Genomic DNA, 14,033 nt, shown 5'->3' with positions numbered 1-14,033 from the left:
ACGGATAGGTCGCATTATACCATTCGTTGGGTTTTATACCTGCCTGATTCGGCTCATCTTGATCTAATCAGTGAACCAATATCCTACTTAATCCATAGAATAAAAGTATCTTTACTTAATTTAATCTTCCGTATGAAAACAACTACGATTGCATCACTCGCTGGCCTTGGCGATACCTTTCTGAAGGCCCAGTTAACTCGCCGAATCCTCGTCGACATAGCAGATAGATTTTTCATTCACGGTATTCTGTCCCCGGTGGGCCGTTTGAGGCATGTTTTATTAGAGCGTTAGTCCACCATAAACAGAATGCCAAAAACTGAATACAGTCAACCAGAACCACTAAAACTCGCTCCGGCGGATCAACAATGAAAAAGACAATCCAACTTCTGTTCGGCCTGACGGCCCTCTCACTTGTTTCCTTCGCTATTCCAGTTCCTAAAAAAGGAAAAGAAGCTACCTACAAAGTAGATATCCAGCAAAGCAGATTGGTCTGGACAGCTAAAAAAGTAACCGGCGAACATACGGGAACAGCCCCGATCATCAATGGCTCACTAGCCCTGAAAAGCGGCAAGTTGAAAGGCGGATCATTTGATATTGACCTGAAAGCCCTAACGGTAACGGATATTACCGACGCTGATCAAAACGCCAAATTAGTAGGCCACCTCAAAAGCGACGACTTCTTCTCGGTTGAAAAACACCCCACTGCCAGATTCGTGATTTCGTCGGTGTCGCTCACTGGAAACAGTACCTATGATGTAGCCGGTAAGCTAACAATTAAAGGCATCACGAACGACATCACGTTTCCGGCGCAGGTTAAAACCGAGGCTGGCAAGCTAACAGCAACCGCCAACGTAACGGTCGACCGAACCAAATACGATATTAAGTACCGCTCGAAAAACTACTTTGAAAATCTGGGCGACAAAACGATTTATGACGACTTCACCCTCGCGATTACGCTTGTAGCAACGCCATCGGGAGGTGTCGCCAGCCGATAAGAATAGGGATATTTCATCACTTCATCAACAAACAAAAATCAATAAATCACCCGATCCCATGAACAAACCTTCCTCTTATTTTTTGATAATCCGGGTTCTTATTTCAATAACGTATGCGTATACCGTTAGCGCACAGTCCTCCCCGCCTGCCCCCGAATCTGTACCTGATGCGGTAGTTCGTCGGGTTCATAAATCTGCCCTGACGATTGATCCTCATCTCGATATTCTGGTCGATTTTAATACCCCAGGCAACGACGCTGGCACGGATACCAAAGGCCAGTTTGACCTTCCCAAACTCGAACGGGGTGATCTGGATGTAGCCACGGTGGCACTGTTTGCAGGCACGGCAAAAAAAACGCCCGAAAACATTGCTGCGGCCCGGAAAGAAGTAGATACGAAGCTGGCCGCCTTGCGTCGATTCGTGAATCAGCACCCCGACCGACTGGAGTTTGCCTATACGGCGGCTGACCTGGAACGTATTCCGGCGAAAGGAAAACACGCCATTCTGCTGAGTTTCCTGAATGCATTTTCGCTCGGCAAAGACATCGCTCAACTCCCAATCCTTTACCGCGATGGTGTTCGGGTGTTTGGGCTTACCCATGCCGGAAACAACGACTGGGCAGATTCCTCCCGGCCTTCGCCTGGTTTCGGCGACAAACCCGACGAGTTGGGTGGCTTATCAGCACTGGGTAAACAATCTGTGGCAGAATTGAATAAGCTTGGGGTGATTATTGATGTATCTCAATTGACACCCCAGGGAGTTTTCCAGACGATTCAGTTGAGTCGGGCTCCAGTTATTGCCTCTCATTCGGCCGTACGGGGGCGGGTGGATGCGACGCGAAATCTGAACAACGATGAACTGAAAGCCATTGCAGCCAGCGGTGGGGTTGTCAGTATCGTAGCCTTCTCGTCCTACCTGCATCCGTCTCAGGAGCAACTGGCGACCTACAAAAAGAACGTTTGGGAACCCTTCGGACTACAACCCGGAGACGATGCAAAGTCGAAACTTGATCCCGCGGCTTATCAGAAATTCCAGGCCGCTTACCGAGAATTTTCGAGTAATGGCTACAAATACACAACCCTGGCCGATTACCTGGATGCTGTTGATTATACCGTACGGCTCATCGGCATTGACCATGTGGGGCTGGCATCAGACTTCAATCATGGTGGAGGTGTTATGGGCTATACACACGTGGGCGACTCCCCCAATGTAACGCGTGAACTGCTCAAACGAGGCTATTCGGAAGAGGAAATCCGAAAGCTCTGGGGCGGCAATTTTCTGCGTGCCTTTCACGACGTAGAAGCAACGGCCAAAGAACTACAACGAGAATCAAAACTAGCGGTGAAGCAATGAAACGGTTTGTATAGCCCTTTACCACCTTTTCTGCAACACGCACCAAAAAAGCCCTACCGCACCGGCAACCCGGTGATCCGCCAATGCGGACTGCGCCCGACCTCAGTAGTGAGGTCAGCGCGGTAGGCACAATCCAGAATGTACAACCGAACAGATAAATCAATGACAAACAGAATTTTACGTCAACTACACAACGCGATCCGGCTAAGTATTATCCTCTTATTCGTGGTTAGCCAGGCCCATGCCCAGGGACAAAGCGTTTCCGGGACGATCAAAGACAAACAAACGGGTGAGGCCCTACCGGGCGTTTCCATTGTGGTAAAAGGAACCACAACCGGTACCACTGCCGATCAGGAAGGTCGTTTCAAACTGAATGCGCCCGCGAACGCCACCCTTATTTTCTCGTTCATTGGCTACTCGCCGATTGAGCAAGCCATCCAGAACCGTTCGGTCATCAACATCGACCTTACTGCCGACACCAAGCTACTCGGTGAAGTAATGGTGGTTGGGTACGGAACCCAGACGAAAGCTGAATTTACAGGGTCGGCCGTGCGGGTCAACGGCGATGCCATTAAAGAGCAGCCCGTACAAAGTTTCGATCAGGCGTTACAAGGCCGGGCAGCGGGCGTAAGTATTGCGCAACCCAATGGCGTCCTGAACAACCCGCCCGTCATTCGGATTCGGGGCGTAAACTCGATTTCGCTGAGTTCGTATCCGCTCGTTGTGGTCGACGGAATCCCCATTAATACGGGTAACGTATCGGCCAGTACAGCCGTACCCAACAACCCACTCGGCGACATTAATCCCGCGGATATTGAGTCGATTGATGTGCTGAAAGATGCGGCCTCAACCTCCATTTATGGTTCCAGAGCGGCAGCTGGTGTTTTACTGATTACCACCAAACGGGGAAAAGCCGGAAAACCCCGGATCACCTACGAAAGCTGGGTAGGTTCTTCGGAAGCGGTTCGATTGCCAAAACTGCTTAACGCCGAACAGTTTATTGCCATTAAGAATGAGGCCGTTTTGAACGCTAAAATTCTGGGTGGTAATGAGAAGAACGATAACGTAGCATCGGCCTTATTTTTCCCAAATAAAAACGCGGATGGATCGGCGGTAGATACCCGATGGTACGATTACATCTACCGAACGGGCGTATCACAAAGTCAGAATATCAGCGTATCGGGCGGCACGCCAACTACAACCTATTACTTTTCAGCGAACTATACCAAGCAAAACGGCATCCTGAAAGGCAACGAATTTGCCCGGAAAGCGGCCCGCTTTAACATTGATCAGGAAATCACGAGCTGGCTGAAACTGAAAGGAAGCATATCGTACAATACCAGCAATAACCAGTCGCCCTACTCGGGATCAACACCTAACACAACATTCCTGCTGGTTTCGGCGGCCCGACTCGCCATTGCCCTCCCTCCTAACGTTACGGCTTACAATGCCGACGGAAGTTATAACATCAACCCAGCCAGCCCCAACACCATTGGCGTAGGAAACAATCAGTTTGTCAGCAACTTCGGCAACCCGGTGGCCTTATTGGATTTAAACCGCTATACGTCCGTCAATGACCGCATCATTGGCAGCATCGGCGCAACGGCCAAGCTCCTGAAGAATCTGGACTTCGTAACGACCTACTCCATCGACCGGCTGCGAACCGACAACGTCAGTTTCGATAGTGCCATTCAAGGCAACGGATATTCCAGCAAGGGATCAGTTGATAATGCCACGGCCATCCGCGACAACTGGGACTGGGCCAGTACCTTAACGTATAACCAGACATTTGACGGCAAGCATGCCATATCCTTACTGGCGGGTTACGATGCACAAAAGTTCAACAATTCGTCCTGGGGTGCTACACGTACTCAGACTTCCGATCAGTCCTTTCAGAATTATCAGGGTAACTGGGGCGTCATCACAGCCTCCGACAATGACCTGAGTGAGCGGGCTTATTTATCGGTCTTTTCGCGCCTGACGTATGATTTCAACAAGAAGTATTTCGTAACGGTCAACTTCCGGCGGGATGGAAACTCGGCGCTGGGGACGGGACGTAAATACGGTAATTTCGGCGGGGTATCAGGCGGTTGGGCCTTGTCGGAAGAAGGATTTTACAAGAACTCCCGACTGGCGGCTACGCTCACGAATGTGAAACTTCGCGCCAGTTGGGGACGGGTTGGCAATGGCAATCTGAGCAATGCCTACAACTCGCAGGAGTTATACAGTGGCTCGCTGTACGGAAGCGTTCCCACCTGGGCCATTTCGCAGGCAGGCAACCCAAACCTGGGCTGGGAAACCAGCGACCAAACGAACATTGGTGCCGATCTTGGCTTATTCAATGATCGTATCCAGGTCGATCTGACGTACTTTAACAACAACGTGAATGGCCTGATCCTCAGCGCTCCGCAAGCCGTTTCGAAAGGTATTCCGGGCAATGCGATTCTGGGCAATGTAGGGGCGATGTATAACCGGGGAATTGAGATTGGTATAAACGGTACGGTTCTTCGTAAAGGTGATTTCTCCTGGAGCGCGGGTTTCAACTACACCAACCTGCGTAATAAAGTAACGGCTCTTTCGGATGGAAATACCGACATCGTGGGCACAACCATGGTGGCCTATGAGACCACCAATATCACGCGGGTTGGTTACTCAGTGGGTAGTTTGTATGGTGCCAAAACAGCGGGGGTGAACCCCGACAATGGCCGCCGTATTTTCATCAACGCCAAAGGCGAGCAGGTTCAGTATAGTCAGGTAGTAGCGCCGGGCGAAAGCCAGTGGACGTACCTGGATGGTAAGACGGCGGCTGCGATCACAGGTGCCGATTATTACCTGATTGGCAATGCACTCCCGAACTGGTACGGCGGTTTCTCGAATAATTTCAAATACAAACACTTCGATGCTGGCTTCAACCTGACGTTTTCGGGGGGGAACCTGATCATGAATGGCACCCGCGCAACCCTCCTCGACCAACGGGCCTACAACAACTCCACCGAAGTATTGACCCGCTGGCAGAAACCGGGCGATATCACCGACGTCCCCCGCCTGGTCTATAACGATCAGACGTCCAGCGGTTCGTCGTTCCCCGTCTCGACCAATGCCCAAAAAGGTGATTTTCTTCGCCTGCAAACCGCATCGGTTGGCTATCGATTGCCCAGCTCAATTTTTGGTAAAACGGGCATTAGTTCAGTTCGGGTGTATGCACAGGGATCAAACCTCTTTTTACTCACACCCTACAAAGGAGCCGATCCAGAATCCTCTTCGAACGGCAATTCCAACACCACTCCTGGTGTCGAAAAGAATTCCATCGGTCAGGCCAGAACCTTCACATTTGGCCTTAACGTAGGGTTTTAGAATTACCCCCAACCCCCTAAAGGGGCAATGCTCCCTCTTGGACAGATCCCCCTTCAGAGGAGGTTGGGGGCAAAACTATAGAATACACCAACTACAATCATCATGAAAAAACAGACCTCAAATACATCCATTCGCCGTTTTAGTCGCTATCTGAGCCTGGGTTTAGCCCTAACGATCTCGGCTTGTACTGATACGGAATTACTCAATCCAACACCTGCTACAGCCATCAGCGGGACAAATGCCTTCGACACACCCGACCGGATTCTGGGATTGGTCAATGGGATTTACAAATCCGTTAAAAGCGCCAATTTTTACGGGGGTAACTACTTTACCTATTCTGAAGCGCGGGGTGAGGAATTCATCAACCGAACCAGCAATACGTTCACAGCTTATGAAGCCTGGAATCAGACCCTGAATTCAGGATCGAACTTTGTGGCAGGATTCTGGGCGGCTGGGTATGCAGCCATCAACAACGCAAATATCCTTATAAAAGGGCTGGTCGACAATCCAACTAAGGTAAGTGCTACGCTGACCAAACAGTATACCGCCGAAGCGAAATTCCTTCGGGCCCTTAGTTATTATAGTCTGGTCACGCTGTATGCCCGGCCCTACAACGAGAATAAAGGCACATCTCCGGGCTTACCGCTTCGTTTACAGGCCGAAACAACGACCGCTAATAACGACCTAAAACGTAGTACAGTAGCCGAAGTCTATACCCAGATTTTGAAAGACCTGGACGAAGCCGAAGCGGATCTTCCCCTAAACTATTCAACCGCGTTACTCAACACAACGCGGGCACATCGGAACACCGCCATCGCTCTAAAAACACGTGTTTACCTGAACAGCGGCAACTGGGCCAAAGTGATTGAGGAAGCGAAGAAAATCGTTTCGACAACGACTCCCTATTCGGCGGCAACGGGCGTGAACCATAAGTTGCAGAACATTACCGAGATATTCACGACGAATTACACCAGCACCGAGTCGATCCTGTCGGTACCCATGACGGAGTTGGACAACGTAACCGGTCAGTCATCGTTCCCGTATGTGTTCAATGCTAATTCGGAGTACAACCTGAATCCCAGCGGAATATGGGGAGAAACCGAATGGAAATCGACCGATGCCCGACGCACATTTGCCCGTACAGCCTCGGGCGTTCAGTTCCTGACCAAATACAGCAAACCGTCGCCGTTTCTGGATTACCTGCCCATTATCCGCTACTCGGAAGTGCTGCTAAACTATGCCGAAGCGGCAGCTCGCACGGGAGATCTAGCCACAGCAACGAACTTATTGAAAGCCGTTCGGAATCGGTCGGATGCCAGCTATACATTCCCTACCAGTGCCGTTGATACCCAGGACGCTTTGGTCAATACGATTCTGAAAGAACGGCGCATTGAGCTGCTGGGAGAAGGGTTCCGGTCCAATGACCTGCTCCGAAACCTGATGCCCTTACCCGCCAAGTCGAGCAGTTCGAACAGTGCACCGACGGTATTGCCCTCGCAGAGCAACTACATTTTCCCATTGCCCAACACCGAGATCACGACCAATAAACTGCTGCTGAATTAAGGGCGGATTAAACACAGAGCCATAGAGAACACAGAAAAAACAGGAAAATAATAATTATAACTCTATGTCCTCTGTGGCTCTGTGTGTAATCTAATTTATAAGCTACTACATTTCATGAAACTCCTCATTCTATTCTTCTGTCTAATCGCTTGTAGTGCGCTGGGGCAGCGGGTTCGCCAGGCCGATCATGTCCACGATGTGCAGGATGGCGACAGCCACGATCTCGGCCATAACCACCTGAGTCATATTCAGGATTATCGGAAAGAGACAGTGTATGTTCACAACTTACCCGCACCTGAATTACTAAGCGGCATTGGCACATCGGACCTGACCATAAAAACCAAATCACGGCAGACGCAGACCTACTTCAAACAGGGAGTTTCTCTGCTCCATTGCTTCTGGGATTTCGAAGCCTACCGCGCCTTCAAGGAAGCAATCTGGCACGACTCAACCGCCATTATGCCGTATTGGGGACTATATAGTGCCATTGGCGCTATTGAAGGAACGGACTTTGCAGCCGATAAAAAGCTGGCTATCAGAAAGCTAAAAGCCCTGAAAGATTCGGCCTCTGAACACGAGAAACTCTATGCTGAGGCCATTCTTGTCCGCGACGCCGATACTGATAACAGCAAGAAGGAATACCAGAAAAAGCTGGAAATCATTGTTCATAAATACCCCGATGATGTAGACGCCAAACTCTTTCTGGCCCTGAGCAAAATGGGTGGTTACGACACGGACCTGAATCCGCGGGAAGGCCAGCTCTACTCCGAATACCTGTTGCGCGATTTGCTCAAAACCCATCCCAACAACGCGGCCGTCCATCATTACTGGATTCATCTGATGGAAAACTGCTGCCCCGATCAGGCGGTCGAAAGTGCAGAACTGTTGCCTAAACTGGCTCCCGCTTCGGGGCATATGGTGCATATGCCGGGCCACATTTATTACAAAATCGGCGATTACAAGAAAGCCTACGACGCCTTTGTGGCCTCGCTGGCGGTGGATTCGGCTTACATGAAAAAGCAGCACATTCCGGAAGTCGATGCCTGGAATTACATCCACAACATCAATTATCTGCTGTCGAATTGTGCCGAAGATGGCCGCTATGCAACGGCGCTGTATTATGCCGAGAAGCTGAAAGCCATGCCGGCAACCAAAGAGCGAAAAAAGAAATACGAAGGCCGCTTTTTCTATCAGGGCGTTATTGCCCCAGCAAAAATGGAGTTGTGTTTTGGGTTTTATAAGAAAGCGGCCGACCGGCTGGAGGCTATTAAGCTGGATAAAGACAGCCTGTTCACCAATAAAGCCATTGCCTACAAAGACGGGCTGTTCTACTTCGCATCGGGCATGGAGGCCGTTAAGACGAACCGAATCGAGGATGCCAAACGGTTTGCCGATGCACTCGATGCAGCGCTTTGGCGCAACGCAAACCAGCTATCGGCCGACGCGGTGATTGCCCCCCGCCGACTCAACGATTTAAACGTAGCCTCGCTTGAATTGCAGGGGGTCATAAAAAGCGCGGAGAATAAATACAAAGAGGCCGTTGCGCTGCTGGAGAAAGCCAAACAAAAAGAGGATGAGCTTGGCTACAGCGAACCGCCAACCTATGCCCGTCCGGTGCTGATCAGCCTGGCCGAAACCCATTTAAAAGCAAAGGAATATACCAAAGCAATTGCGGCTTACACGCAATTGCTGGAACGACATCCGAATTCGGCCAATGCCTATTGGGGGCTGTATAAGGTGTACAAGCAAAAAGGCGATATCACCAAGTCCAACGAATATGCTGGTCATCTAAAACATATCGCCCAGTTTGGCGACAAGACCTTATTTCCTTTATAGTCAATAGCTTACAAATCAATAAAATATAGACAATCATGAAAAAGCAAACAAACTGGTTATTTCTGGCACCTCTACTGTTGTTGGCGTTTACGGCGGATTTACCCTACGAAGAGGAGATCAAACAGTGGCACCAAAAGCGGGAGGAAGACCTGAAAAAAGAAGAAGGCTGGCTTAACCTGGCGGGCTTGTTCTGGCTGAAAGAGGGCGACAATACCTTCGGGGGCAGCGACAGGAATTCAATTGTATTCCCGTCTGATCACAGCGATGCCAGACTGGGAAAAATCAGCCTGAAAAACGGGAAGGTTACGCTGGAAACGGTAGCTGGAGCGCAGATTTTTGAAGGCGATAAACCCGTGACAACCCTGGATATTTTCCCCTATACGGGCAAACCCATCGTCCTGAAACACAAATCGCTCCGGTGGTTTGTGATCCAGCGGGGCGATAAATACGCCATCCGACTGCGCGACCTGGAAAGCCCATCAGTTAAAGAATTTAAAGGCATCGACACTTATCCGATCAGTACCGACTGGCGCCTGAAAGCGAAGTTCGTACCAACGCCGGGCAAGAAAATTGCGATCACGGATATTACTGGTCGGACAAGCGATCAGGATTCGCCAGGGCGATTGCTGTTTACAGTAAATGGGAAAGAGTATGGCCTCGACGCGACCGGGAATCTCAATCATTTGCACTTCGTTTTCGCCGATCTGAGCAATAAGCATGATACATATGGAGGTGGCCGGTTTTTAGACGCCCCCGGCCCTGACGCAGATGGCTATACGTATCTTGATTTCAACAAAGCCACCAATCCGCCCTGCGCCTTTACGCCCTATGCAACCTGTCCAACGCCACCCAAGGACAATAAACTGGCAGTGGCCATTACTGCGGGAGAAAAACGCTACGGCGATCATTGAACGTGTTAGCATAATAGGTTAGTAAGTGCCTTACTACGTCAGCCGACCTTACCAGGTTAGGGTCGGTCTGGCGATAGTTTCGGTTATATGACTACGCAATGCTCACTAAAGCCCTATTGGTTTGATCAGACCTGACAATGGATTGATTGAAACTAATAGGGCTTTGCTGTACGTACCAGCCAGGTTAAACCAGCCTAAAACCAGATATCCCCACCTACGCTAACTAACTCAATCTCTAAAACTTAAAGGCAATTTAAGGCCTTTTAGCACAGCCCTCAGTTAAGTAGAAAGACTTATCGACTGCTGGCAATAACAGTATTTCTCGATAGACTAATAGCTAATTACCTGATAACCATTTTTTTACATTTTTTTGGAAAAACGAAATCAACTATTCACCTTTGCCTACTAATTAACAAGATTAGTAATGAGTTCGCCATGAGTACGTCCTGAAAATCCATCCTTCACCGGTATCTATACCCCCCCGTTTTATCGCCGATTGCACAGACGAAATCAGAACGTGCACTAGGCTTAAATCCTTCGTTCGATAGCCGGGTCTGATACCTGCTTAACAGAAGCGGAGCAACACGCACCAGCCTAACATATATAGCAACCAATGACATACTAACTAAGTAGACAGCTATTTATTCTATAAAATCAATCGAATAGATAGTTTTATAATTTCACCGATAAGGTGAATTCCGGTAAGAATGTAAAAAAGTACGAGTCTCGTGGTCCAGCGGCAACTGGTCTACGAGGCATAAAAAAGCCGAAACGGCGGCAACCGTTCCGGCTGGCTAACAATAAGGCTCTGACCGGCCTCATTTTTCACATAACCAAGACAAAGTAATGCAAAAACTTTTATTTGCGGGAGTAGTCTGGCTACTCTCGTTTGGAGGATTGCTGGCACAATCAACCGGGTCACGTCTATCCGGTACCGTTCGGGCTGATAATGGCGAGCCGCTCCCAGGTGCCAACATTGTTATTCAGGGTAGTACCATCGGAACCCAAACCGACAGCAACGGCAAATTCTCCCTCCAACTACCCCAGGGCGCAAAAAAACTGGTTGTTACCTCCATTGGATTCACAAATCAGGAAGTACCCATTACCAATGCCACTAACCTCGACATTGCGTTAGTAGCCGATACGCGCCAACTCAGCGAGGTAATCGTGACGGGCTACTCCAGCGAAAGTAAAAAATCGTTTACGGGCTCGGCCGCTAAAATTGGCGCGACCCAATTGGAGAATCGCCCGGCGCAAAGTTTAGACCAGCTTCTGGGCGGGCAGGCGGCTGGTGTCAACATTGTACAACCCAGCAGTGCGCTGAACAACACGCCGGTGTTTCGTATCCGGGGCATCAACTCCATCACTTCATCGGTTTACCCGCTCTTTATCGTCGATGGGGTCACGGTGTTTACGGGTTCGTCTGGTGGCTCTGTGGGAAACAATCCATTGTCGGATATTAATCCGTCTGATATTGAGACCATTGATATTTTGAAGGATGCTTCGGCAACGGCCATTTACGGATCGAGGGCGGCTAATGGGGTTGTTGTGATTACCACCAAGAAAGGCAAAAAAGGCCGTACCAAAGTAACCTACGATGGCTGGGCGAGCTTTAATACGCCCTACAATTTACCCAAAATGCTAAGCCCGGCCGACTACGTTACTATCAAAAATGAAGCGAGGGTCAATGCGGGCCTTACCCCCGGTTTTGTGCTGGGCAAAAATGCAGACGGGAGCGATGTAGGCACGAACTGGTACGATGTGGCCTATCAGACGGGCGTTTCCCAGAATCATACCATTAGTGTTTCCGGCGCGAACGATGCCACCAATTATTTCCTTTCGGTCAACCACTCCGACCAGAACGGCATTCTGCGAACCAACACCTTCAAACGCGAATCGGCCCGGGTCAATCTGGAGCATAAGCTGAACCGAAGCATCAGCATCGGAACGAACCTGACCTTCAGCAAATCAGTGAACGCGGGACCAAACTCGGGCGCTATCGGCCCCAATTCGGTTGCGTCCTCGTCGGGAAATAATGTCAATACTCAGTACATTGGCTTACAACCGTTGGCGCGCTTGACCTACATTCTACCGCCAAACGTTCCTGTTTATAATGCCAACGGAACCTATAATATTAACACGGCCAACGGCAATATTGGGTATGGCCCAAACAGCTCGACGCTGGGCGTTTTCAACGCGTATAACCTGCAAACCATTTTAGATCTGGACAAGAATTCATCGGCCAATACCACCCTCATCGGGAGTCTGTTCGCTGAAATTGAGCTACTGAAAGATCTGAAGCTGAAAACGGTTTACGGCCTGGATAACTACGTGGTTGAAAACAAGGAGTTCCGAAATCCGTACAGTGGCGATGGATTTGCCACCAATGGAGCCGCCACCAACTCGACAACAACCTATTACCGCTCCAACTGGACCAATACGCTGTCGTACAACACGACCTTCAACGAAGATCACAACCTGAGACTATTAATTGGGCACGAAGAAATCTACCGGAAAGTGGATGGCTGGGGCGCTGCCCGCACCGGTCTGGCCGATCCGTTTTACACGAACTATCAGGGTGGATTTACCACCATTACCCCCAGCGCGAACGTCTACTCAGAAAATGGTCTGCTGTCGTATTTCAGCAATGTAGGCTACGATTATAAGCGCAAATACATGTTCAGCTTCAACTTCCGGCGGGATGGCCTGTCGGCACTGGCTGCGGGCAATAAGTGGGGAAATTTCGGGGGCGGATCGGTTGGCTGGAACCTATCGGAGGAATCGTTTTACAAAAACGCATCGCTGGCCAAAACACTTAGCGACGTCAAAATCAGAGCCAGTTACGGGGTTGTCGGTAATAGTAGTCTCAACGATTACGCATCGCTGTCACAGTTTAGTTCGGGAACGTACTCGGGCGTAGCCAGCCTCTATTTCGGGCAGGCTGGGAATCCTGATTTGCGCTGGGAAACGAGTAAGAAAATCGACATCGGCTTGAACCTCGGCTTGTGGAATAATCGCGTCACCATCGAGGCCGATTATTACAAAAACACCATCGATGGCCTGATTCTGAACGCCCCCCAACCCTCATCGAAGGGGATTCCGGGCAATTCCATTGCTGCCAACGTAGGCTCCCTGTACAACCAGGGGATCGAGCTATCAATCGGCGCGAACATCATTAATAAAGGCAAATTCCAGTGGAATGCCAATTTTAACATCGCTACGCTCGAAAATAAGGTCACGTCCTTAGGCACCGGGGGTGATATTTACCCGACCTCCCTGAGCACCTTTGGGATTCAGAATATTACCCGTGTGGGCTATTCAGTTGGGTCTATTTTCGCCGTGCCAACGGCAGGCGTGAACCCAGCTAATGGCAATAAATTATACATCAACCGCAACGATCAGGTTGTTCAGTACAATGCCGTAACCAAAAGCTTCTCGACCCTCGATGGCGCTACGGCCCCGGTTATTGATAACTATGCCGATGGCCGGATTCAGGGGCCTTCCCTGCCTACCTATTATGGCGGGTTGAACAACAACCTGACTTACGGGCCTTTCGATCTAGTGGTGGGCATCATCTTCTCGGGTGGCAATAAACTCTATAACGGAACGCGGGCCACCATCTCCGACCAACGTTATTTCAACAATGGTACGTTCATTCTGAACCGCTGGACAACCCCCGGCCAGGTAACTGACATTCCCAAACTCGTTTGGGGCGACAGTTTTACCGGCGGCTTCTCATCGGCCAACACTACGAATGTTGAAGATGGCTCGTTCGTCAAGCTGAAAAATATCTCGCTGGGGTATCGGGTGCCCGTGCAGCAGCTCGGTATCAGCAAATTCATTTCATCGGCGCGGGCCTACGTGCAGGCGTCGAACATTTATACCATCACCAAGTACACCGGCTCCGACCCGGAGATATCCATCAACGGAAACTCCATCAACTCGGGCAAAGACCAGAATTCCCCCGTCAATGCCTCGGTCTATACCGTCGGTTTAAACATTGGTTTTTAAGACTTTTTC

The 14,033-nt window shown here is 49.9% G+C and carries 7 protein-coding genes; all 7 read left to right on the top strand.

What is annotated here, in order from left to right:
• Positions 1-365: 365 nt before the first annotated feature.
• The 7 genes from ACYVGO_RS00120 to ACYVGO_RS00090 all read left to right on the top strand — a co-directional run bounded on the left by ACYVGO_RS00120 (position 366) and on the right by ACYVGO_RS00090 (position 14,024).
• Positions 366-995, top strand: a complete 630-nt coding sequence (locus ACYVGO_RS00120; RefSeq protein WP_460966586.1) for a YceI family protein — start codon at positions 366-368, stop codon at positions 993-995.
• Between the two features lie 58 nt (positions 996-1,053).
• Positions 1,054-2,349 (top strand): dipeptidase, encoded by a 1,296-nt coding sequence (locus ACYVGO_RS00115; RefSeq protein ID WP_460966584.1) that lies wholly within the window; start codon positions 1,054-1,056, stop codon positions 2,347-2,349.
• 162 nt (positions 2,350-2,511) lie between these two features.
• Complete coding sequence (locus tag ACYVGO_RS00110; protein WP_460966583.1) at positions 2,512-5,703, top strand: SusC/RagA family TonB-linked outer membrane protein; 3,192 nt, start codon at positions 2,512-2,514, stop codon at positions 5,701-5,703.
• Between the two features lie 102 nt (positions 5,704-5,805).
• The gene (locus ACYVGO_RS00105) at positions 5,806-7,266 is read left to right on the top strand and encodes a RagB/SusD family nutrient uptake outer membrane protein (protein ID WP_460966581.1); all 1,461 of its coding nucleotides are present in this window, start codon (positions 5,806-5,808) and stop codon (positions 7,264-7,266) included.
• A gap of 114 nt (positions 7,267-7,380) precedes the next feature.
• Positions 7,381-9,102, top strand: a complete 1,722-nt coding sequence (locus ACYVGO_RS00100; protein WP_460966579.1) for a tetratricopeptide repeat protein — start codon at positions 7,381-7,383, stop codon at positions 9,100-9,102.
• 35 nt (positions 9,103-9,137) lie between these two features.
• Positions 9,138-10,013: a DUF1684 domain-containing protein gene (locus tag ACYVGO_RS00095; RefSeq protein ID WP_460966577.1), complete on the top strand. Its 876-nt coding sequence runs from the start codon at positions 9,138-9,140 to the stop codon at positions 10,011-10,013.
• A gap of 846 nt (positions 10,014-10,859) precedes the next feature.
• Entirely contained in the window at positions 10,860-14,024 is a 3,165-nt protein-coding gene (locus ACYVGO_RS00090) for a SusC/RagA family TonB-linked outer membrane protein (protein ID WP_460966575.1), read from the top strand.
• The last annotated feature ends 9 nt before the right edge of the window (positions 14,025-14,033 follow it).

The sequence above is a fragment of the Spirosoma migulaei genome (assembly GCF_054776855.1).
Note: the sequence above shows the minus strand (reverse complement) of the source record. Positions and strands in the feature narration are given on the sequence as shown.